The sequence below is a fragment of the Spiribacter roseus genome, assembly GCF_002813635.1.
Classification (GTDB): Bacteria; Pseudomonadota; Gammaproteobacteria; order Nitrococcales; family Nitrococcaceae; genus Spiribacter; species Spiribacter roseus.
Genome location: NZ_CP016382.1, coordinates 144,361 through 165,574, shown reverse-complemented (window position 1 = coordinate 165,574; position 21,214 = coordinate 144,361). Strand labels below are relative to the sequence as shown.

Annotated in this window: 21 protein-coding genes and 2 riboswitches; of the genes, 19 read left to right on the top strand and 2 right to left on the bottom strand. The window is 67.9% G+C overall.

Annotation, left to right across the window (positions count from 1 at the left end; translation table 11 throughout):
* Positions 1–28: 28 nt before the first annotated feature.
* The 10 genes from metK to atzF all read left to right on the top strand — a co-directional run bounded on the left by metK (position 29) and on the right by atzF (position 13,392).
* On the top strand, positions 29–1,189 hold the full coding sequence (metK, locus tag BBH56_RS00840; protein ID WP_148121615.1) for a methionine adenosyltransferase: 1,161 nt from the start codon (positions 29–31) through the stop codon (positions 1,187–1,189).
* A gap of 19 nt (positions 1,190–1,208) precedes the next feature.
* Positions 1,209–1,292, top strand: a riboswitch (S-adenosyl-L-homocysteine riboswitch).
* Positions 1,293–1,309: 17 nt separating this feature from the next.
* Entirely contained in the window at positions 1,310–2,722 is a 1,413-nt protein-coding gene (gene ahcY / locus BBH56_RS00835) for an adenosylhomocysteinase (protein WP_144347125.1), read from the top strand.
* Positions 2,723–2,741: 19 nt separating this feature from the next.
* On the top strand, positions 2,742–3,446 hold the full coding sequence (locus tag BBH56_RS00830) for a 16S rRNA (uracil(1498)-N(3))-methyltransferase (RefSeq protein ID WP_235013329.1): 705 nt from the start codon (positions 2,742–2,744) through the stop codon (positions 3,444–3,446).
* 209 nt (positions 3,447–3,655) lie between these two features.
* Positions 3,656–3,757, top strand: a riboswitch (guanidine-I (ykkC/yxkD leader).
* 51 nt (positions 3,758–3,808) lie between these two features.
* Positions 3,809–4,897, top strand: coding sequence for a putative urea ABC transporter substrate-binding protein (locus BBH56_RS00825; protein ID WP_148121613.1), 1,089 nt, complete (start codon positions 3,809–3,811; stop codon positions 4,895–4,897).
* A gap of 67 nt (positions 4,898–4,964) precedes the next feature.
* On the top strand, positions 4,965–5,786 hold the full coding sequence (locus BBH56_RS00820) for an ABC transporter permease (protein ID WP_110882429.1): 822 nt from the start codon (positions 4,965–4,967) through the stop codon (positions 5,784–5,786).
* Positions 5,783–6,577, top strand: a complete 795-nt coding sequence (locus BBH56_RS00815) for an ABC transporter ATP-binding protein (protein ID WP_110882428.1) — start codon at positions 5,783–5,785, stop codon at positions 6,575–6,577. The genes BBH56_RS00820 and BBH56_RS00815 overlap by 4 nt, the downstream gene beginning before the upstream one ends.
* Positions 6,577–7,317 (top strand): urea amidolyase associated protein UAAP1, encoded by a 741-nt coding sequence (locus tag BBH56_RS00810; protein ID WP_144347121.1) that lies wholly within the window; start codon positions 6,577–6,579, stop codon positions 7,315–7,317. The genes BBH56_RS00815 and BBH56_RS00810 overlap by 1 nt, the downstream gene beginning before the upstream one ends.
* A gap of 11 nt (positions 7,318–7,328) precedes the next feature.
* Positions 7,329–7,970 carry an urea amidolyase associated protein UAAP2 gene (locus BBH56_RS00805; RefSeq protein ID WP_110882426.1) on the top strand — a complete coding sequence of 214 codons (642 nt, stop codon included), beginning with the start codon at positions 7,329–7,331 and terminating at the stop codon, positions 7,968–7,970.
* A 2-nt stretch (positions 7,971–7,972) separates the two neighbouring features.
* Positions 7,973–11,599, top strand: a complete 3,627-nt coding sequence (gene uca, locus BBH56_RS00800) for an urea carboxylase (protein ID WP_148121612.1) — start codon at positions 7,973–7,975, stop codon at positions 11,597–11,599.
* The gene (gene atzF, locus BBH56_RS00795) at positions 11,599–13,392 is read left to right on the top strand and encodes an allophanate hydrolase (RefSeq protein WP_148121611.1); all 1,794 of its coding nucleotides are present in this window, start codon (positions 11,599–11,601) and stop codon (positions 13,390–13,392) included. Before uca ends, atzF begins: the two co-directional genes overlap by 1 nt.
* A gap of 16 nt (positions 13,393–13,408) precedes the next feature.
* Here atzF and BBH56_RS00790 read toward each other — a convergent pair whose 3' ends face one another.
* Both BBH56_RS00790 and BBH56_RS00785 read right to left on the bottom strand, forming a co-directional pair.
* A complete protein-coding gene (locus tag BBH56_RS00790; RefSeq protein WP_148121610.1) occupies positions 13,409–13,837 on the bottom strand; it encodes a type II toxin-antitoxin system VapC family toxin in 429 nt (142 codons plus the stop codon).
* Positions 13,834–14,082: a FitA-like ribbon-helix-helix domain-containing protein gene (locus BBH56_RS00785; RefSeq protein WP_144347117.1), complete on the bottom strand. Its 249-nt coding sequence runs from the start codon at positions 14,080–14,082 to the stop codon at positions 13,834–13,836. Before BBH56_RS00785 ends, BBH56_RS00790 begins: the two co-directional genes overlap by 4 nt.
* 121 nt (positions 14,083–14,203) lie before the next feature.
* On the opposite strand from BBH56_RS00785, the gene gshB reads away from it, so the two are divergent.
* The 9 genes from gshB (at position 14,204) to proC (ending at position 21,214) form a co-directional block, all read left to right on the top strand.
* Positions 14,204–15,160, top strand: coding sequence for a glutathione synthase (gene gshB / locus BBH56_RS00780; RefSeq protein WP_148121609.1), 957 nt, complete (start codon positions 14,204–14,206; stop codon positions 15,158–15,160).
* Positions 15,161–15,166: 6 nt separating this feature from the next.
* Positions 15,167–15,742 carry an energy transducer TonB gene (locus BBH56_RS00775; RefSeq protein WP_148121608.1) on the top strand — a complete coding sequence of 192 codons (576 nt, stop codon included), beginning with the start codon at positions 15,167–15,169 and terminating at the stop codon, positions 15,740–15,742.
* A gap of 16 nt (positions 15,743–15,758) precedes the next feature.
* Complete coding sequence (gene ruvX, locus BBH56_RS00770; RefSeq protein WP_144347114.1) at positions 15,759–16,172, top strand: Holliday junction resolvase RuvX; 414 nt, start codon at positions 15,759–15,761, stop codon at positions 16,170–16,172.
* A complete protein-coding gene (pyrR, locus tag BBH56_RS00765) occupies positions 16,169–16,681 on the top strand; it encodes a bifunctional pyr operon transcriptional regulator/uracil phosphoribosyltransferase PyrR (RefSeq protein WP_148121607.1) in 513 nt (170 codons plus the stop codon). The genes ruvX and pyrR overlap by 4 nt, the downstream gene beginning before the upstream one ends.
* Complete coding sequence (locus tag BBH56_RS00760) at positions 16,678–17,646, top strand: aspartate carbamoyltransferase catalytic subunit (protein WP_144347112.1); 969 nt, start codon at positions 16,678–16,680, stop codon at positions 17,644–17,646. The genes pyrR and BBH56_RS00760 overlap by 4 nt, the downstream gene beginning before the upstream one ends.
* Positions 17,643–18,926, top strand: coding sequence for a dihydroorotase (locus BBH56_RS00755; protein ID WP_148121606.1), 1,284 nt, complete (start codon positions 17,643–17,645; stop codon positions 18,924–18,926). Before BBH56_RS00760 ends, BBH56_RS00755 begins: the two co-directional genes overlap by 4 nt.
* A complete protein-coding gene (locus tag BBH56_RS00750; protein WP_148121605.1) occupies positions 18,923–19,609 on the top strand; it encodes a hypothetical protein in 687 nt (228 codons plus the stop codon). Before BBH56_RS00755 ends, BBH56_RS00750 begins: the two co-directional genes overlap by 4 nt.
* Before the next feature lie 70 nt (positions 19,610–19,679).
* Positions 19,680–20,390 (top strand): YggS family pyridoxal phosphate-dependent enzyme, encoded by a 711-nt coding sequence (locus tag BBH56_RS00745; RefSeq protein ID WP_198515229.1) that lies wholly within the window; start codon positions 19,680–19,682, stop codon positions 20,388–20,390.
* Entirely contained in the window at positions 20,387–21,214 is an 828-nt protein-coding gene (gene proC, locus BBH56_RS00740) for a pyrroline-5-carboxylate reductase (RefSeq protein WP_148121603.1), read from the top strand. The genes BBH56_RS00745 and proC overlap by 4 nt, the downstream gene beginning before the upstream one ends.

Here is a 21,214-nt window from a genome sequence, read left to right as displayed (position 1 = left end):
CATCGTCACAAGGAGCCAACGGCCAAGCATGGGCAGTCAGTACCTCTTCACGTCGGAATCGGTCTCGGAAGGCCATCCCGACAAGGTCGCCGATCAGATCTCCGACGCCATTCTCGACGCCATCCTCGCGGATGACCCCTCGGCGCGCGTCGCCTGCGAGACTCTGGTCAAGACCGGGATGGTCATCGTCGCCGGCGAGATCACCACGTCGGCCTGGATCGATCTCGAGGATCTGGTCCGCCAGCGCATCACCGAAATCGGCTACAACAACGCCGATGTCGGGTTCGATGGCGTCACCTGCGCGGTGCTCAACGCCATCGGCAAGCAGAGCCCCGACATCAACCAGGGCGTCGACCGCGCCTCGCCCGAGGAACAGGGCGCCGGCGACCAGGGCATGATGTTCGGCTATGCCTGCCGCGAGACCGATGTCCTCATGCCCGCCCCGATCACCTACGCCCACCGGCTGGTCAAGCGCCACAGCGACATCCGCCGTAACGGCGTGCTGCCGTGGCTGCGGCCCGATGCCAAGTCCCAGGTGAGCTTTGTCTATGAGCAGGGCCGGCCCGTGGCGGTGGACACCATCGTGCTGTCGAGCCAGCACGATGAGACGGTCTCGGCGGCGGACCTGCGCGAGGCGATCATGGAAGAGATCATCCGCCCGGTGATCCCGGCGGAGTGGATCAGTGACCGGACGCGGTTTTTCATCAACCCCACCGGCCAGTTCGTGATCGGCGGGCCGGTCGGCGACTGCGGCCTCACCGGGCGCAAGATCATCGTCGACACCTATGGCGGCATGGCCCGGCACGGCGGCGGGGCCTTCTCGGGCAAGGACCCGTCCAAGGTGGACCGCTCGGCGGCCTACGCCTGCCGCTACGTGGCCAAGAACATCGTCGCCGCCGGCCTGGCCGAAAAGTGCGAGATCCAGGTGGCCTACGCCATTGGCGTCGCCGAGCCGATGTCGATTTTCATCGACACCTTCGGCACCGGGCGGATCGCCGAAGACCGGCTGGTGGAACTCGTGCGGGCGCACTTCGATCTACGCCCCTATGGCATCCTGCGGATGCTTGATCTGGTGCGGCCGATCTATCAGCCCACCGCCAGCTTCGGCCACTTCGGCCGCGAAGAGGATACATTCACCTGGGAGCGGACCGACCGGGCCGAGGGCCTGCGCGAAGCGGCCGGGCTGTAACAACCGATTTCACGACCCGGGCATCGAGGAGCGCTGCACCGCACCGTCTGACGGCGCGGGAGGCTCGATGCCGGCGGTCCAATACCAACGGCGCTCAACCGCAACCCATGGAGTCAAGCCATGAACGCTGTCGTTGAGACGAAGCTTTCCGGATCGATCATCAAGGACCCGTCACTGGCCCCCTTCGGCCGTCGGGAAATGGATATCGCCGAAACCGAAATGCCCGGCCTGATCGCCCTGCGCGAGAAGTATGCCGGCGAACAGCCCCTCAAGGGTGCCCGCGTGGCGGGATCCATCCACATGACCATCCAGACCGCGGTGCTCATCGAGACCCTCGAGGCCCTCGGTGCCGAGTGTCGCTGGGCGAGCTGCAACATCTACTCCACCCAGGATCATGCCGCCGCCGCCATCGCCGAGAGCGGCACCCCGGTGTTCGCCTACAAGGGCGAGTCGCTGGAGGAGTACTGGGAGTTCACCCATCGGATCCTCGAGTGGCCCAATGCCGAGCCCAACATGATCCTCGATGACGGTGGCGATGCCACGCTGGCCGTCACGCTGGGGGCGCGGGCCGAACAGGACCCGTCGCTGCTCGATCACCCGGACAGTGACGAGGAGCGCGCCCTGTTCGCGGCGATCCGCCGGCGGCTGAAGGACAACCCCGGCTTCTATGCGCGCACTCAGGCGGCCATCCGCGGTGTCACCGAGGAGACCACCACCGGTGCCAAGCGCCTCTACGAGATGCAGCAGACCGGCGAGCTGCCCTTCCCGGCCATGAACGTCAACGACTCGGTCACCAAGACCAAGTTCGACAACCTCTATGGCTGCCGCGAGTCGCTGGTGGACGGCCTCAAGCGCGCCACCGACGTCATGATCGCCGGCAAGATCGCGGTCGTGGCGGGTTACGGCGATGTCGGCAAGGGCTGCGCGCAGAGCCTCAAGGCCCTGGGCGCCAGTGTCTGGGTCACCGAGATCGATCCGATCTGCGCCCTGCAGGCGGCCATGGAAGGCTATCGCGTGGTGACCATGGAAGAGGCCGCCGACAAGGCCGATATCTTCTGCAGCGCCACCGGCAACTACAACGTGATCAACCATGACCACATGAAGGTCATGAAAAACGAGGCCATCGTCTGCAACATCGGCCATTTCGACAACGAAATCGATGTGGCCGGGCTGCGCCAGTACGAGTGGGAGAACATCAAGCCGCAGGTGGATCACGTGATATTCCCCGACGGCAAGAAGATCATCCTGCTGGCCGAAGGGCGCCTCATGAACCTGGGCTGCGCCACCGGGCATCCGAGCTTTGTGATGTCGGCGAGCTTCACCAACCAGGTGCTCGCGCAGATGGCGCTGTTCAACAACGACGGCAGCTACGAGAAAAAGGTCTACGTCCTGCCGAAGGACCTGGACGAGGAAGTCGCCCGTCTGCATCTGGATAAGATCGGCGCTCAGCTGAGCACGCTGCGCGAGGATCAGGCCCAGTACATCGGGGTCACCGTCGATGGGCCGTTCAAGCCCGAGCACTATCGCTACTGATCCCGCGACCCGCCTGCATGTGACAGGCATCCCGCCGGTCGGAGAGGTCATCGACCTCCCCGACGCGGCGGTCCGACATATACAGGCCCGTCGACTGCGAAGCGGTGACGGGCTTGTGCTTTTTGATGGCAGCGGCGGCGAATACACCGCCCGCATCGAAGCCCTGGAAAAGCGCCGGGCGCAGGCACGGATCGAGGCCTTCTCGGCCCGCGAGGCCGAGGCACCGGTGGGCGTCACCCTCCTGCAGGGCATCAGCAAGGGCGAGCGCATGGATTACTCCATGCAGAAGGCCGCCGAGCTGGGCGCGGCGCGCATCATCCCGGTCATCAGCGCGCGCTGCGTGGTCCGGCTTGACGCTGAGCGCTGGGCGAAAAAACAGCGCCACTGGCAGGCCGTGGTGGTGGCGGCCTGCGAGCAGTGCGGCCGCAATCGCATTCCAGCGGTAGAAAAGCCCTGCGCGCTGGACGAGGCTCTGGCCACCGTGGCTGGCCTGCCCGGCGTCATCTTTGACACCGAGGGTGACCGCGCCGCGCAGGACCTCGAACCCACCGCCGAGCTGGCGACCCTGATCGGCCCCGAAGGCGGGCTGGCGCCGGACGAAATCCAGCGCGTCGCCGACCTCGGCTGGCAACGCATCCGCCTGGGCCCGCGCATCCTGCGCAGCGATACCGCCCCGGTCGCCGCGCTCGCGGTCATCCAGACGGTCATCGGCGATCTGGGGTAGCGCCCCTTCATGGTGCTGACCGACCCGTTGCTGAACCAATGCAGTGCAAACCCACCGCCCGCGCGCGCGTCGCTCGACATGCTCCATCGGTGCCCGGGCTGCCCGCAAGGCAGCGGCAGGAAACTGGCAGGGATATTGCAGGGCAATAATCGGGTACACGGGACCCTCGGCGGATTCGCCTCGGGCGATCAGCCGCTACAATCAGGTCACCAATAGGACGCTAGGGTTCCGATCCGCTCTGCGGGTGTCTGGTCCGAGAGCATCCGACCTCTCCGGAAGGGGTTACACGGCGGGATAAAAGCCCGGGAGATTCGTTGAGAGGCTCCCGTGTGACATCCCGACCAACCTCATAGGAGACGGTCATGAAACGTCCAAACCGCACCCGTTCCACCGCCCGGCGCGTTGCCGGCGCCGGCCTGCTTGCCGCCATGCTCGCCCTGCCCGGGCTCGCCAGCGCTCAGGAGAAGGACAGCTTCCGCATTGCCTGGAGCATCTACGTGGGCTGGATGCCCTGGAGCTATGGCGACAGCGCCGGCATTGTCGACAAGTGGGCCGATCGCTACGACATCGAAATCGACGTCGTCCAGATCAACGACTACATCGAGTCCATCAACCTCTACACCGCCGGCGAGTTTGACGGCGTCACCATCACCAACATGGATGCCCTCGCCATACCGGCGGCAAGCGGCGTTGACACCACCCTGCCAATCATCGGCGACTTCTCGAACGGTAACGACGGTGTCGTGCTCAAGGACACCGATGAGCTGACCGACATCGAGGGCCAGCGCGTCAATCTGGTGGAGCTGTCGGTCTCGCACTATCTGCTGGCCCGTGCCCTCGAATCAGTCGGCATGAGCGAGCGGGACGTGACCGTCGTCAACACCTCGGATGCGGACATCGTCGGTACCTTCTCGACGCCCGACGTCACCGCCGCGGTGACCTGGAACCCCCAGCTGAGTGAACTGCGGGCCATGCCCGAGGCCAACGTGGTGTTCGACTCCTCGGACATCCCCGGCGAGATCATCGACACGCTGGCACTCAACACCGAGGTGCTCGAAGCCAACCCCGAGCTGGGCAAGGCCCTGACCGGTGCCTGGTACGAGATCATGGCGCGGATGTCCGGCGACGATGAGACCGGCGTCGATGCCCGCACCCGCATGGCCGAGGCCGCAGGCACCGACCTGGCGGGCTACGAGGCACAGCTGGCCAGCACCCAGATGTTCTACGACGCCGCCGACGCGGTGGAATTCGTGACCAGCGACCAGCCCGAGGCAACCATGGACAACGTCCGTCAGTTCGCCTACGACCGGGGTCTGCTGGGTGCGACAGCCACCAGCCCTGACTTCGTCGGCATCGAGTTCACGGACGGATCGGTGCTGGGCTCAGAGGACAACGTCAAGCTGCGCTTTACCAGCGAGTACATGGAGATGGCTGCCGAGGACACCCTGTAACGCGTCCCGCCCCGTCCGGGGGTGTCATGGGCACCCCCGGGGCTTTCCGCCCGCGCAGGTCATACCGATGAAGCGACTGATCAACCAACGTCCGGGCCGAGCCATGGGCGGTCTGCTGATGCTACTGCCGTTCGTGCTGGTGGTTGTCGCCTATATGGCGGCCTCAATGGCCCGCCTGGCCGATAATCCGGACGACAAACTACTGCCCTCCCTGATGACGATGGCCGACTCGTTCGCGCGGCTGGCCACCGAGCCGTCGCGGCGTACCGGCGAGATCCTGCTGTGGGCGGACACGGCCGCCAGCCTCAAACGACTGCTGGCAGGGGTGGCGATCAGCATGGTGGCGGCGATCATCATCGGCACCACCACCGGTCTGATCCCTTACCTGCGACGCACCCTCTCACCGTTCATCGCCGCGCTCGCGATGATCCCGCCACTGACCATCCTGCCGATCCTGTTCATCGCGTTCGGCGTGGGGGAGCTCTCGAAGATCATGCTGATCGTGTTCGGGATCCTGCCGTTCATGATGCGTGACATCCAGCAGCGGGTGGAGGAAATCCCCGACGAGCAGCTGGTCAAGGCGCAGACACTGGGGGGCTCGACCTGGCAGATACTGCTGCGGGTCACCATCCCGCAGACGCTACCCCGCCTGTTCGATGCCACGCGGCTTGCGCTCGGCGCCGCCTGGCTGTTTCTGATCGCCTCCGAGGCAATCGCCGCCGAACAGGGGCTCGGCTATCGGATCTTTCTGGTCCGGCGCTACCTCGATATGCAGACCATCATCCCTTATGTGGCCTGGATCACGCTGCTTGCGTTCTCGCTCGACTGGTCGCTGCGCCGGCTCACGGCGTGGCTGTTTCCCTGGTACGTCGCGGGGCGGTCGGCATGAGCACGATCGAAGCCAGAGCCCTGTGGAAAACCTACGGTCAGGATGTCGTGCTGGAGGATATCCACCTGCGGGTTGAGACCGGCGAGTTCGTGACCGTGGTCGGCGCCTCGGGCTGCGGCAAGAGCACGTTCCTGCGCATGCTGCTCGGCGCCGAGTCGCCCAGCCGCGGCCAGTTGCTGCTGGATGGCGCGCCCATGGCCGCCGAGCCCGGTCCCGACCGCGGCGTGGTGTTTCAGAAGTATTCGGTGTTCCCGCACCTCACGGCGATCGCCAATGTGCTGATCGCCGAAGAGATGGAAAAGGCTCCGGCGCTGGGGCGGCTGTTTGGCCGCGCCCGGCACGAGGCCGTGGCGCGGGCCCGTGACATGCTGGGGCGCGTGGGGCTCGCGGACGCCGCCGATAAATACGCCAGCGAACTGTCAGGCGGTATGCAGCAGCGCCTCGCCATTGCCCAGGCGTTGATGAAAAACCCGCGCATCCTGCTGCTCGACGAGCCCTTCGGCGCCCTCGATCCGGGCATCCGCAAGGACATGCACGCGCTCATCCTTGATTTGTGGGCCCGCAGCGGCATCACCGTGTTCATGGTCACCCACGACCTCAAGGAGGGCTTCGATCTGGGCACGCGGCTGCTGGTGTTCGACAAAGTGCGCCACGATCCGCAGGCCCCCGAGGCGTTCGGCGCCAGCATTACCTACGACCTGCCCCTGCAGCACGGCGAGGCGCGTGACGCCGCGCTGGCACCCGAGCTGCGTGAGCAGCTTTCCTCCCCCAACCGCAAGGAGAACGACTGATGCCTGCGACTCCGATCGCCGAATCGCGCATCGTCCATCACGAGCGCGTCCCCGGCGGGCGTTACTGGTCGATGGTGGTGCGCCGCGGCTTCACGCTGCGCCTGGTGGATACCGACGGCACCGCGAATGCCGCGCTGCTGGCGTATAACCCGTCCAACCCGCTCGAGCGCTACAACATGGCCGACACCCTGAAGGGTCAGCACGTCAGCCGACTCAGCCGGGGCAACATGCTGTTCTCGGACATGGGTCGGGCGATGCTCTCCATCGTCGAGGACACCGTGGGCTGGCACGACCCCATTGGCGGTATCAGCGATGCCGAGTCCATTCAGCGGCGTTTTGGCGAGGCGCGCTTCCAGGAGCACTGGAACGACTTTTACCGCAACGGCCGCGAACTGTTCCTCATCGAGCTGGCCAAGTGGGGGCTGGGACCGCGCGATCTGGTCAGCCCGGTCAATTTCTTCCAGAAAGTCAGCGTCAACGACGACGGCGATCTGCATTATGCCGCCGAGCACAGCCACCCCGGGGCCAGCGTCGACCTGCGCGCTGACAGCGATACGCTGGTGGTACTGACCACCGCGCCCCACCCCATGGCACCGGGGCCGATCTATCAGCCCGGGCCGGTGGACGTCTCCATCTACCGCTCCGCGCCGGTGCGCGATGACGATGCGTGCATCCATCACCGCCCCGAAAACGCCCGGGCCTACGCCAACACGCTAATCGCCAACTGCCAGGAGGGCTGACCGTGCCTGCGATGAACCTCAAAACCAGCGAGCTTGATCCCACCACCGCGCTTCAGCGCACCGTCGTCCCCGCCGGTGACTGGTGGATGGCGGAAATCCGTCGCGGTCAGCATCTGCGCATTGTCGATGTGGAAGGCAACGAGGCCGCCGATACCCTGTTCTACAGCCTGAGCGACCCACGTCACGAGCACTACAGCGCCGTCGACACCACCACCCGCCAGGGCAATGTCTATCTGACCACCGGTACGCAGCTCTACTCCAATCAGGGACAGGTCATGCTGACCATCACCGCCGACACCTGCGGCCGTCACGACACCCTGGGCGGCGCCTGCTCGGCCGAGGCCAACCAGATGCGCTACGCGCTGGAGAAAAAGCCCATGCATTCGTGCCGGGACAATTTCCTGCATGCCATCCAGGAGAGCGGCTATGGGCTGACCAAGCGGGATGTGCCCAGCAACATCAATTTCTTCATGAATGTGCCGCTGACCGGAGAGGGCGGCCTGAGCTTTCAGGACGGGATCTCGGGGCCCGGCAAGTACGTCGAGATGCGCGCCGAGATGGACGTGATCGCCCTGATCTCGAACTGCCCGCAGCTCAACAACCCCTGCAGCGGCTTCAATCCGACGCCGCTCGAGATGATCATTTGGGATTGAGCATGTTCTCGAAAGTACTGATTGCCAACCGCGGCGCGATTGCCTGTCGCATTGAGCGAACCCTGCACCAGCTGGGGATCACCGCCGTGGCGGTATACTCCGAGGCCGACCGGGCCTCGGCCCATGTCCGCAACGCCGATGAGGCCATCCCGATCGGCGGGGCGCGGGCCAGCGATTCGTACCTGGATGCCGGGCGCATCCTTGCCGTCGCCCGCGAGCAGGGCGTCGACGCCATCCATCCCGGCTACGGCTTTCTCTCGGAGAATGCCGAATTCGCCGAGGCCTGCGAGCAGGCGGGGATCGCCTTCATCGGCCCCACCCCGGACCAGATCCGGCGTTTCGGGCTCAAGCACACCGCCCGCGAGCTGGCCGCCGCCAATCAGGTGCCCCTGCTCCCCGGCAGCGACCTGATCAGCGATGTCGAGGCGGCCGCCAGCGAGGCCGCCACCATCGGCTATCCGGTCATGGTCAAGAGCACCGCCGGCGGCGGCGGCATTGGCATGGCGATCTGCGACGATGAGGCCGCCCTGCGCGCCGCCCATGCCTCGGTGGAGCGCGTGTCACAGAACAACTTCGCCAACGCGGGCCTGTTTGTGGAGCGCTTCATCCGCCGCGCCCGCCACATCGAGGTGCAGATCTTCGGCGATGGCGCGGGTACCGTGATTGCCCTGGGCGAGCGCGACTGCTCGCTGCAGCGCCGCAACCAGAAAGTCGTCGAGGAAACACCCGCGCCGGGCATCGATGCCGAGACCCGTGCCGCGCTGATGGAGGCCGCCGAGCGCCTGGGTCGCAGCGTGGCCTACCGCTCGGCCGGGACCGTGGAATTCATTGTCGACGCCGACACCGGGGCGTTCTTTTTTCTGGAGATGAACACCCGCTTGCAGGTCGAGCATGGCGTGACCGAGGCGGTCACCGGCGTGGATCTGGTGGCGTGGATGGTGCAGGCGGCCGCCGGCGAACTCGATGACCTGGCCGCCCGACGACCCGGGCCCGCCAACGGTCACGCCATTCAGGCGCGGGTTTACGCCGAAGACCCGGGCAAGGACTTTCAGCCGGCGACCGGTCTGATCACCGAGGTCATCTGGCCCGAGGCAATGCGTGTCGACACCTGGGTGGAGGCGGGCACCGAGGTCACCCCCCACTACGACCCCCTGCTCGCCAAGATCATCAGCCACGGGAGCGATCGCGAAGACGCCCGCCGGGCGATGGGCGAGGCCCTGGCGGCAACGCGCATCGACGGGCTCATGACCAACCTCGCCTATCTGCGCGCGATCATGACCGACCCGGTGTTCATCGAGGGCCGCGCCACCACCACCCGACTCACCGACTTCCGGCCCGCCGAGCCGCGCATCGACGTGATAAGCGCCGGCACGCTCACCACCGTGCAGGACTGGCCGGGACGGACCGGCTACTGGGACATCGGTGTCCCGCCCTCGGGCCCGATGGACGAACTCTCGTTTCGGTTGGGCAACCGGCTGCTGGGCAACCCGGACAGCGCCGCCGGACTGGAGATCACCGCCCAGGGGCCGACCCTGCGCTTCGCCGAGGCCACCCATGTGGTCGTTACCGGCGCCACGGTCTCCCTTGACTGCGATGGCCAGCCGCTGCCGGCCGGCGAAGTGGTACGTCTGCCCGCCGGCGCCACCCTGACCATGGGCAGTGCCCGCGGCGTGGGCATCCGCAGCTATCTGCTCATCGAGGGTGGCATCGATGTGCCGTTGCACATGGGCAGTCGCGCCACCTTTACCCTGGGGCAGCTGGGCGGGCATGGCGGCCGCGCCCTGCGGGCCGGCGATGTCCTGCACCCGGTCGCACCGGCCACCGACCGCCCCTCACCCGGCGGGCGGCGGCTGCCCGCCGGGCTGCAGGCCGAGGCGTTGATGCCCGGCGCCGATGAGCCCTGGACACTGCGCGCCATGTCCGGCCCCCACGGCGCGCCGGATTACTTTACCCGCGAGTTCATCGAGACCTTCTTCGGGACCGACTGGACGATCCACTACAACTCGAGCCGCACCGGCGTGCGGCTCATCGGACCGGCCCCGGCGTGGGCCCGCGAAGACGGCGGCGAAGCGGGACTGCACCCCTCCAACATCCATGACAACGCCTACGCCATCGGCACGGTCGACTTTACCGGCGACATGCCTGTCATTCTGGGTCCGGACGGCCCCAGTCTCGGGGGCTTTGTGTGTCCGGCCACGATCATCGAGGCCGATCGCTGGAAGATCGGTCAGCTGCGCCCGGGCGACCGCATCCGCTTCTGCGCGGTGGATCGCAGTGAAGCGGCCATGGCCGAGGCCGAGCGCACCGCGATGATCACCACCCTGCAGCCGCCCGCGCCACGGACCACCGCCGCACTGGCGCCGCCCGATCCGGTCGCCCTGCATCGGCCCGACCGCCCGCATGCACCGCAGGTCACCTACCGGGTCGCCGGCGATCGCTATCTGCTGGTTGAATACGGACCGATGATGCTCGATCTGGGCCTGCGGTTCCGCGTCCAGGCGCTGCTGGACTGGCTGAGTGCGCGGCCCATCCCCGGCGTCATCGAAATGACTCCCGGCGTGCGCAGCCTGCAGATCCACTTCGAGCCCCGGCAGCTGCCCGCCGAGCGGTTGATGGAAATCCTCGAGCAGGCCGAGCGCCACATCGAGGCCATGGCCGACAGCGCGCTGCCATCGCGGATCATCCATCTGCCGCTCGCCTGGGACGACAGCCAGACCCGGCTGGCCACCCGCAAGTACATGCAGTCAGTCCGCGAGGATGCTCCCTGGTGCCCGGATAACATCGAATTCATCCGCCGGATCAACGGCCTCGAACACCGGGAGGACGTCAAACGCATCGTCTTTGACGCCTCTTACCTGGTCATGGGCCTGGGGGATGTCTACCTGTCCGCGCCGCTCGCCACGCCGGTGGATCCGCGGCACCGTCTGGTCACCACCAAGTACAACCCGGCCCGCACCTGGACGCCCGAGAACGCCGTGGGCATCGGTGGCTCGTACATGTGCATCTATGGCATGGAAGGCCCCGGCGGGTATCAGTTCGTTGGCCGGACATTGCAGATCTGGAACCGCTATCGCACCACGCCCGAGTTCCAGCAGCCCTGGCTGCTGCGGTTTTTTGATCAGGTGCGCTTCTACGAGGTCTCGGAAGACGAGCTCATGGAAATGCGTGCCGCCTTCCCGGCGGGTGGCCTGCGTCTGGACATCGAGGAGACCCGCTTCTCGCTGGCCGAACACGAGGCCTTTGTCGCTGCCAACGCCGGGTCCATCGACCGCTTCAAACGTCACCAGCAGGGCGCCTTCGAGGCCGAGCGCCAGCGCTGGATCGACAGCGGCCAGGGCGATTTTGCCGCGAGTGTGCAGGCGACCCCCGATGTCGATGCCGAGGCCATCGAGCTGGCCGACGACGAATCCGCCGTCGAGGCTGGCGTCCAGGGCAGTGTCTGGGCCATTGAGGCGCGGGTCGGCGAGCGTGTCGAGGCCGACGCGACCCTGCTGGTGGTGGAGTCCATGAAAATGGAAATCCCGCTGCCGGCGCCCTGTCCAGGCACGGTCAGTCGCGTCCTGTGCAAGCCCGGCACCGCGGTGGCGCCGGGTCAGACCCTCGTCATCATCCGCCGGGAGTCCACCTGATGGAAACCATCGCCGCCCGTCTCAGTGCCTATCGCGACGCCGGGGACTCGGTGCGCGATCACCTGCTCGAACGCCGGGACGCCATCGTCGGCGCTGATCCGCACAATGCCTGGATCAGCGTCATCGACACGGCCACCCTGAGCGGCATGATCGACTGGCTCGAGCAGCAGTCCCCATCACTGCCGCTCTACGGCGTGCCATTCGCAGTCAAGGACAACATCGATGTGGCCGGCCTGGCCACCACGGCCGGCTGCCCGGCCTATTGCTACTGGCCCGACGCCCATGCAGCGGTGGTCGAGCGACTCATGCGCGCCGGTGCGATCCCGCTGGGCAAGACCAATCTCGATCAGTTCGCCACCGGCCTGGTGGGCAGCCGGTCACCCTACGGCGCCTGCCGCAATGCCTTTGACCGCCGCCGCGTCTCGGGCGGTTCGAGCGCCGGCTCGGCGGTGGCGGTGGCGCTGGGTCAGGTGGTCTTCGCCCTGGGCACGGATACCGCCGGCTCGGGTCGGGTACCGGCGGCGTTCAACAACCTCATGAGCCTCAAACCGACCCGCGGCCGGCTGAGCACCCGCGGGGTGGTGCCGGCGTGCCGCAGTCTCGACTGCGTCAATATCTTTGGCCTGTGCGGCGACGACCTGCGCCGGGTCTTCGAGGTGGTGGACGGCTTCGATCCCCTCGATCCGCAGTCCCGTCCTCCGCAGCCCCCGGCGCCCCTGCGGGCGGCCATCCCGCCGGGGCGCTTTGCGTTGGGTGTCCCCCGTGATGAGGATCTGGAGTTTTTCGGCGACGAACAGACCGCGACGGCGTTCCACCGCGGCATCGAGGCCCTCGAGGCCCTGGGGGGCGAGGTCCGCCGGATCGATCTGACGCCCTTTCTCGAAGCCGCTCGCCTGCTCTACGAAGGCCCCTGGGTGGCCGAGCGCTACAGCGCCATCCGTGGATTCATCGAGTCCCAGCCCGACGCCCTGCTGCCGGTCACCCGCCAGATCATCGGTGCCGGCGCCGAGCCGCTGGCCTGTGACCTGTTCACCGCCCAGCACCGGCTGGCCGAACTGCGCCGGGCCACCGAATCGGTCTGGGCCGGGATCGACTGCCTGGTCACCCCGACCGCCGGCCACCTGCCGACCCTGGAGGCGGTGGAGGCCGATCCGGTGGGCGTCAACAGTCAGCTTGGCTACTACACGAATTTCATGAACCTGCTCGACCTCAGCGCCGTCGCCGCGCCCGGCGGGTTTACCCCCGACGGCCTGCCGTTTGGCCTGACTTTATCGGCCCCGGCGTTCATGGATCGGGCGTTGATCGATCTGGCCGAGCGGCTGCAGCGTCACTGCCAGCTGCCACTCGGCACCGGTCGGCAGACCGCGCCCGCGGCGGAGGCCCTCGACGCCGGGCATGGCGAGCATCGCCAGGCGATCGCCGTCTGCGGGGCCCATATGAGTGGTCTACCCCTGAACGAAACACTGATCGAGCGCGGCGGGCGCCATCTGCAGACCACCCGCACCGCCGCGCTGTACCGACTCTATGCCCTGCCCGGCGGACCGCCGGCGCGACCCGGGCTGGTGCGGGTCGACGCCGACGGCCATGCCGTGGAGGTCGAGGTCTGGACCCTGCCACGGCATCGCGTCGGCGATTTCCTCGACACCATCCCGGCGCCGCTGGGCCTGGGTCACATCACACTGGAGGATGGCCGCGAGGTGACCGGCTTTATCTGCGAGGCCTGGGCCACCGCATCGGCCGAGGATATTTCGGCGCTGGGATCGTGGCGGCGGTATCTGACGCGTCCGGCGTGACGCGCAGCGCGATCATTTAAATGGGAGCGTCCACCCAGGGATCGATCACTTCGATACCGCAGTCTGCAAAATCCCGCGTGTTGCGGGTCGCCAACTGCGCACCGCGCGAGGCGGCTGCCGCTGCGATCATGGCATCGAACTGACTGATGGGGCGGCCGATGCGACGGCGGTGCGCGGCAATCTGCGAAAATGCCTCTGCGCATTCACGGTCGAACGGGATGACACGCGCGCGAAAGTCTTCAAGAAAAATCCCATCCAGCGCTGCCTGCAGCTGGTCCCGACGCTCACCTGCATCGAGAATGCCAACGCCGTAACGCAGCTCGGCCTCGACAACAGCAGTCGTGAAAAATGTCGATCGAGGCGGACAGGCAAGCCAATCAACCACTGCCTTCGCGGGCGATGGCTTGAGCACTTCCGAGAGCACATTGGTATCGAGGATAATCATTCAGATAGATCCGGCGGCTCGCGCATCGACTCGCGCTGCGGAACATCCAGCTCCACGCCACCCAACGGTTCGATACGACGACGGATTGCCTCATAGAGCGATCCCGTCTCGGCATCTTCGCTGGTCAGGGCAACCCGCAGGATGTCCCGGGCTTCATCCTCCATGGAACGCCCATGCACAGCCGCCTGAATGCGCAAGCGGCGCTTCAGTGCTTCATCCAGATGACGAATTGTCATTGCGGCCATGACAGACTCCATTTTGCAATCAATGAGTGCAAATTATCCGTTGATAAGAAACTTGGCAAGGCGCTGGCGACGCACTCGCGGTGATGGCTTATACTGCGCGCCTGCCAAAGGAGTGCCCGCTATGCCCTACCGCCTCGGCGTTGTCATGGATCCCATCGAGGGGATCACCCCGTACAAGGACACCACCCTTGCCATGCTGCTCGAAGCGCAGCGGCGCGGCTGGATAATCCAGTACTACACCCTGGCCGACCTGGCCCTGCGCGACGGGGTTGCCTACGGGGACGGGGCCGAACTGACGGTGCGCGATGACAATCACGACTGGTTCAGCCTGGGCGAGCGCCGCGAAGCCCCGCTCGACGAGCTCGATGCCCTGCTCATGCGCAAGGACCCGCCGGTGGACAGCGCCTTTGTCTATGCCACGCAGATCCTCGAAGTGGCCGAGCGCGCCGGCGTCCAGGTCGTGAATCGACCGGCCGGGCTGCGCAATGTCCAGGAAAAGCTCGCCATCGCGATGTTCCCGCAGTGCTGCACGCCCACCGTTGTCGAAATGAAGGCCGCCCCGCTGCGGGCATTCATCGACGCCCAGGGGCAGGCGGTGCTCAAGCCGCTGCATGGCATGGGCGGCGAGGCCATCTTCGTGGTGCAGGCCGGCGATCCGAATACCAGCGTCATCATCGAGCAGCTCTCCGAACGGGGCACGCGCTACGTCATGGCGCAGCGCTACCTGCCGGAGATCAGTGACGGCGACCGCCGCATCCTGGTGATCGATGGTCAGCCCGTGGATTATGCCCTGGCGCGCCTGCCCGCCGCCGGCGAGAGCCGCGGCAACCTGGCCGCCGGCGGTCGCGGCGTTGCCCGCCCCCTGACCGATCGCGAGCGCTGGATCGTCGATCAGGTGCGACCGCTGCTCATCGAGCAGGGGATCCTGTTTGCCGGGCTGGATGTGATTGGCGGCTATCTCACCGAAATCAACGTCACCAGTCCCACCTGCGTGCGCGAGATCGACGCCCAGCAGGAGACCTGCATCGCCGGCGAGCTGTTTGCGGCCATCGAGCGCGCGCTGCCCGCCGCATCCTGATCGATAATGGAGGATGCCGCCCGGGTCCGCGATCGGCTGATCATGGCGATACTGATTTCGGCGGTGATCCACCTGATCGTGATCATGGGCCCGCTCGGACCCATGCCACCGACACCCGCGACGCGGACCGCCGAGCGCCCCCTGGCGCTCAACGTGCAGCCCGCCAGCCCGGCCGACCGGCCGGTGTTGCGGCTGATGGCCGGGGACGGACCCGCGAGCGAATCCGCCCGATCGTCCGCCGATCCCGCGCCGCGTGCCATCGACGGCACCCAGGATGACGACGCCCGGGCGCGGTATCTGCGCGACTGGATCGTGCACACCGAAACCCGCGGCAACCGCGCCTATCCGGCCGAACTGATCAACGCCGGCATCCGTGGCCGGGTGGTGATGGCCATCACCCTCAACGCCGCCGGCGAGGTGCGCGGGGCGCGTATCATCGGCGGCAGCGATAACCCGGTGCTGCGCCGGGCCGCGCGATCCCTGGTGCAGGCCGCCGCGCCCTACCCCCCGGTGCCCGAGACCATCCTCGAGGACCGGGACACGCTGGTCATCACCCGCAGCTGGTCATTCGGCGGGGACTGACGGATACTGGCGGGCGATGAGCGCGACCGGCACCTATCTGGGCTTTGACGCGGGCGAAAAACGCCTGGGCGTCGCCGTTGGCGAGACCGTCACCGGGCATGCCCGTGCGCTGGCGGTGATCACCTGCCGTCAGGGGACGCCCGACTGGTCACGCCTTCAGGGGCTGATCGACGACTGGAGCCCGGAGGGCCTGATCGTGGGCATTCCGCGACATGCCGATGGCCGCGACTCGCACAGCACCCGGCTTGCGGAGCGGTTTGCCGGCGAGCTCGCCCGGCGCAGCGGCGGCAGCGTCCATCGCATCGACGAGCATCTGTCCAGTCACGCGGCCCGGGACGCCGTGCGCGGCCGGGGCCAGCGCCCCGAGGTGATCGATGCCGAGGCGGCGCGTATCATCCTCGAGACCTGGTTAAGCGAGCATTTCCCGTGAGCACCGATCTGCCTGATATCGAACCGCTGCTCGAGCAGCTGACCACCCGCGTCGCCGCGCTCATCGATGCCGAGGGCCGCGAGCGCTGCACCCTGGTGGGCATCCATCAGGGCGGTGCCTGGCTGGCCCGGGCCCTGCAGCAGCGCCTGGGACTGGACACGGCCCCGGGCACCCTCGACATCGCCTTCTACCGCGACGACCTGAGCCGCGCCGGTCTGCCCGGCGATATCCAGCCAAGCCGCATGCCGCTGGATATTGACGACCGGGTGATCATCCTGGTCGACGATATCCTCTACACCGGGCGCACCATCCGCGCGGCCCTCAACGAGATCTTCGACTATGGCCGCCCGGCCGCGGTGCGCGTGGTGGTGCTGTTGGAGCGCTCCGGCCGTCAGCTGCCCATCGCGGCGGACATCGCCGCCGCGCCCATCGACCTGGCTCCGCGCCAGCGCGTCAAGCTGCGCGGTCCCGACCCCCTGCATCTGGTGATCGAGGAGGCGAGCCCATGAGCGTGCAGATCGACACCCAGGGCAACCTGCGGCATTTCCTGACCACTGAAGGCGTCGATCCGCGCCTGCTCGGGCGCATCCTCGACACCGCCGAATCGTTTGCCGGCGTGCTGGGCAAATCGGTGAAGACCGTCCCGTTGCTGCGCGGCCGCACCGTGGTCAATCTATTCTTTGAGTCGAGCACCCGCACCCGCACCACCTTCGAGCTGGCCGCCAAACGGCTCTCGGCCGATGTACTCAACATCGCCGTCGACACCACGACCACCAAGGGCGAGAGCCTGCTCGACATGCTGCGCAACCTGCAGGCCATGCAGGCCGACATGTTCGTGGTGCGCCACCACCAGAGCGGCGCCGCGGAGTATTTCGCCCGGCATGTCGACCCGGGCGTCGCGGTGCTGAATGCCGGCGACGGCTGGCACGCCCATCCAACCCAGGCCATGCTCGATGCCTTCACCATCCGCCGCCACAAGGGCGCCTTCGAGCCCCTGCGCATCGCCATCGTCGGGGACATCCGCCATTCGCGGGTGGCGCGCTCGCAGATCCATGCCTTCAACGCGCTGGGCGCCGGCGAGGTGCGGGTCATCGCCCCCGACACCCTGCTGCCCGCCGACATCGACAGCCTGGGCGCGCAGGTCTACAACGACCTTAATGCCGGTCTGCGGGATGCCGATGTGGTCATCGCCCTGCGCCTGCAGCGCGAACGCATGCAGGGCGCGCTGCTGCCGGGCGAGTCGGAGTACTTCCGCCACTACGGACTCACCGAATCGCGCCTGCGCGGTGCGCACCCCGAGGCGATCGTCATGCACCCCGGGCCCATCAACCGGGGCGTCGAGATCGACTCGGCGCTGGCCGACGGGCCGCGCTCGGTGATCCTCGATCAGGTCACCAACGGCATCGCGGTCCGCATGGCGGTCATGACCATGGTCCTGGGCGTCCAGCCCGACACCCCGCGGGAGGCATCATGACGCGCATACTCATCCGTCAGGGGCGGCTGATCGATCCCGAGAGCGGACTCGACGAGGTGGGCGATCTGGCCGTCGCCGATGGCCGCATCGTCCAGCTCGGCGGCACGGTCGACGACTTCACCCCCGACCAGACCATCGACGCGGCGGGCCAGTGGGTGATGCCGGGGCTGATCGATCTGAGCGCCCGGCTGCGCGAACCGGGCCTGACGCGCAAGGCCGACATCGCCAGCGAGAGCCGCGCCGCGGCCGCCGCCGGGATCACCACCCTGGTCATGCCACCGGACACGACGCCGGTCATGGACAGCCCGGCGGTGGTCGAGCAGGTCACGCACCGCGCCGAGCAGGCCGCCGGCGCCCGGGTCGTCCCGCTGGGTGCCCTGACCCTGGGGCTGGCCGGCGAACAGCTATCGGCCATGGCGGGGCTGGCCGCGGCCGGCTGTCCGGCCGTCTCCGACGGTGGCCGGCCGGTGCAGGACTCGCGGGTGCTGCGCAATGCCCTGGACTACGCCTGCACCTTCTCGCTGCCGGCGCTGCTCACGCCGGTGGATCCGTTCCTGGCCACGGGCTGCCTCAACGAAGGTCCCACCGCCACCCGGCTGGGCCTGCCCGGCGTGCCGGCCGCCGCCGAAACTGCCGGTCTCGGGCGCCAGCTGGCGGTGGCCGGCGCCACCCGGGCCCGCGTGCATGTCGGCCGGCTGTCCAGCGCCGAGGGCGCCCGCCTGCTGACCGATGAACAGGGCCGCCAGCGCCGGCTGAGCGCCGATGTCGCGATCCATCAGCTGTTCCTGACCGATCAGGACGCCATGGAGTACGACACCCGTTTTCATCTGGATCCGCCCCTGCGCGATATCGTCGACCGCCAGGCGCTGCGCCAGGCCGTGGCGGATCGGGTCGTGCGCATCATCTGCTCCGACCATCAGCCCCACGACGGCGACGCCAAGGATGGCCCCTTCGCCAGTACCGAGCCGGGCGCCAGCGGCATCGACACCCTCCTGCCCCTGGTGCTGCGGCTGGTGGAAGACGAAGTCCTCCCCCTGCACCGCGCCCTGGCGACGGTGACCGTTGAGCCGGCGCGCCTGCTGGGGCTCGAGGGAGGGCGCCTGGGCCTGGGCGGTGTTGCCGACCTGGTCGTCGTCGACCCGGTGGCCCCGTGGTTCTGCACCCGCGGGACGCTCGCCAGCCGCGGCCACAATTCGCCGTTTCTGGGCTGGGAGTTCAGCGCCCGCGCTACGCATACGCTGGTGGGCGGGCGCCTGATCCGCGCCGCCGACCGGGCATGACACCGGGCCGGCTCATCGATGCCATGCCGGTCATCGATGACTGGTGGCTGCTCCGGCTCGAGTGGCGTGCCGGCCGCCCCGCACCCGGTCAGTGGCTGTGGCTTGACCTCAATGGCCAGCGCCTCTGCCTGCCGATCCGTGACGCCGATACCGGCGAGGGTTGGGTGGCCGGCATCCTGCCCGGCGCCTGCCTCCCCGACGGGCTGCGACCGGGGCTGACCGTCTCGGTATCGGCGCTGCAGGGTCAGGCCGTGCGCCCGGATCCCGACGATACGCTGCTGATCATCGGCGAGAACCTGGGGGTGGGCCCGGCCATCGCGCTGGCCGAACGGCATGCCGATCAGACCCGGCTCGCCCTGCTCGGCGGCCGGCATGGCATCCCGGGCCGGCTGGTGCCGTCGCGGTTTTTCGTGCCGGCGCTGAGCGAGGTGGCCATCGCCGGGCTGACGGCGCTGGAGCAGGCCGGTGTCCCGGCCCGGGTGGCGCTCGACGAGGAGCGCCCCGGTGTCCATGAGGGCAGCGTCATCGAGCTGACCAGCCGCTATCTGGGCGACACGCCGGCGGACCAGCGCGATGGGCTGCGTGTCATCGCCTTCGGTCCGTGGCAGAGCCTGCACCCGTTCCGCCAGGGTGCCGCCGCCAATGTCGGCGAGGCCGAATGGGTGGAGCTGCCGAGTCGCTAGGCAACCGCCGGGATCGGCCCGCGGCCTGCAGCATTCGACGCCATCACACCTCCCGCCGTATCATTCGGTCATGACGACAACCCCGGCTCACGACATCGCCCGACGCCTGGCGGCGGTCCGCCAGCGGATCCGCACCGCCGAGGCCAGCTATGGCCGTCAACCCGGCAGTGTAGCGCTGCTGGCGGTCAGCAAGCGCCAGCCCGTCGAAGCCCTGCGGGCGGCACTGGCCGAGGGTCAGCAGGCGTTTGGCGAGAACTATCTGCAGGAGGGGGCGGAGAAGCGCGAGACGCTGGCCGACACCCCCATCGAATGGCATTTCGTCGGGGCCATCCAGTCCAATAAGACCCGCGCGGTTGCCGAGGGCTTTGACTGGGTGCACACCGTCGACCGGCTCAAGATCGCCCGGCGGCTGTCCGAGCAGCGCCCCGCAGACCGTCCGCCGCTGCAGTGCTGTCTGCAGGTCAATGTCAGCGGCGAAGCCAGCAAATCCGGCGCCGGGCCGGAGCAGGTGCACGAGCTGGCCCACGCCATTGCCGAACTGCCCCACCTGACCCTGCGCGGGCTGATGACCCTGCCCGAGGCGGTGACCGACTTCGACGCCCAGCGCGCCGCATTCCGGCAGCTGCGTGAGCTGCAGGCCGGTCTTGTCGACGGGGGCCTGAGACTCGATACCCTGTCCATGGGCATGTCCAACGATCTGGAGGCCGCGGTGGCCGAGGGCGCCACGATGGTCCGCCTGGGCACCGCCGTTTTCGGACCCCGACCGGAGAAAACGCCTTGAATGAAAAGACCATTGCCTTCATCGGTGGCGGCAACATGGCACGCAGCCTGATTGGTGGGCTCATCGCCGATCGCCATCCGGCCGCCGGACTGCGCGTCGCCGAACCGGACGCCGAGCGCCGCGAGGCCCTGATCGCGGACTTCGAGGTGCAGGCGTTTCAGGAAAACGCCACGGCCGTGCGCGGCGCCGACGTGGTCATACTGGCGGTCAAGCCCAACCGCGTCGCCGATGTGGTGCGCGAGCTGGCGCCGCAGATTCAGGCCCAGGGCAGCCTGGTGATCTCGGTGGCGGCCGGCGTGCGCTGCGCCGACATCGACAGCTGGCTGGGCGGCGACCGGCCGGTGGTGCGGGCCATGCCCAACACGCCGGCCCTGGTGCAGACCGGCGCGACGGCACTGTTCGCCAACGCGGCGGTCAGCAGCGAGCAACGGGATCTGGCCGAGACCATCCTGCGCGCGGTGGGGCTGATCGTGTGGCTCGAGGACGAACGCGACATGAACGCCGTCACGGCGATCTCCGGCAGCGGCCCGGCGTATTTCTTCGCGACCATGGAGGCGATGCAGTCCGCCGGCGAGTCGCTGGGGCTGGATGCGCGGACGGCGCACCTGCTGACCCTCGAGACCGCCCTGGGCGCCGCGCGCATGGCGCTTGAGAGCGCCGAGGATGTGGATGAACTCAAACGCCGGGTCACCTCGCCGGGCGGCACCACCGCCGCGGCCATCGACGAGCTCGAGGCCGGGGATCTGGCCGGGGCCTACCACCGCGCGCTGCACGCCGCCGCCCGACGCGCCGAGGAACTGGGCCAAGAGCTGGGAGATCAGTAG

Coding starts and splice junctions, on each gene's coding strand:
- metK (WP_148121615.1), top strand. CDS start 29: ATGGGCAGTCAGTACCTCTTCACGTCGGAATCGGTCTCGGAAGGCCAT.
- ahcY (WP_144347125.1), top strand. CDS start 1,310: ATGAACGCTGTCGTTGAGACGAAGCTTTCCGGATCGATCATCAAGGAC.
- BBH56_RS00825 (WP_148121613.1), top strand. CDS start 3,809: ATGAAACGTCCAAACCGCACCCGTTCCACCGCCCGGCGCGTTGCCGGC.
- BBH56_RS00820 (WP_110882429.1), top strand. CDS start 4,965: ATGAAGCGACTGATCAACCAACGTCCGGGCCGAGCCATGGGCGGTCTG.
- BBH56_RS00815 (WP_110882428.1), top strand. CDS start 5,783: ATGAGCACGATCGAAGCCAGAGCCCTGTGGAAAACCTACGGTCAGGAT.
- BBH56_RS00810 (WP_144347121.1), top strand. CDS start 6,577: ATGCCTGCGACTCCGATCGCCGAATCGCGCATCGTCCATCACGAGCGC.
- BBH56_RS00805 (WP_110882426.1), top strand. CDS start 7,329: ATGAACCTCAAAACCAGCGAGCTTGATCCCACCACCGCGCTTCAGCGC.
- uca (WP_148121612.1), top strand. CDS start 7,973: ATGTTCTCGAAAGTACTGATTGCCAACCGCGGCGCGATTGCCTGTCGC.
- atzF (WP_148121611.1), top strand. CDS start 11,599: ATGGAAACCATCGCCGCCCGTCTCAGTGCCTATCGCGACGCCGGGGAC.
- BBH56_RS00790 (WP_148121610.1), bottom strand. CDS start 13,837: ATGATTATCCTCGATACCAATGTGCTCTCGGAAGTGCTCAAGCCATCG.
- BBH56_RS00785 (WP_144347117.1), bottom strand. CDS start 14,082: ATGGCCGCAATGACAATTCGTCATCTGGATGAAGCACTGAAGCGCCGC.
- gshB (WP_148121609.1), top strand. CDS start 14,204: ATGCCCTACCGCCTCGGCGTTGTCATGGATCCCATCGAGGGGATCACC.
- BBH56_RS00775 (WP_148121608.1), top strand. CDS start 15,167: ATGGAGGATGCCGCCCGGGTCCGCGATCGGCTGATCATGGCGATACTG.
- ruvX (WP_144347114.1), top strand. CDS start 15,759: ATGAGCGCGACCGGCACCTATCTGGGCTTTGACGCGGGCGAAAAACGC.
- BBH56_RS00760 (WP_144347112.1), top strand. CDS start 16,678: ATGAGCGTGCAGATCGACACCCAGGGCAACCTGCGGCATTTCCTGACC.
- BBH56_RS00755 (WP_148121606.1), top strand. CDS start 17,643: ATGACGCGCATACTCATCCGTCAGGGGCGGCTGATCGATCCCGAGAGC.
- BBH56_RS00750 (WP_148121605.1), top strand. CDS start 18,923: ATGACACCGGGCCGGCTCATCGATGCCATGCCGGTCATCGATGACTGG.
- BBH56_RS00745 (WP_198515229.1), top strand. CDS start 19,680: ATGACGACAACCCCGGCTCACGACATCGCCCGACGCCTGGCGGCGGTC.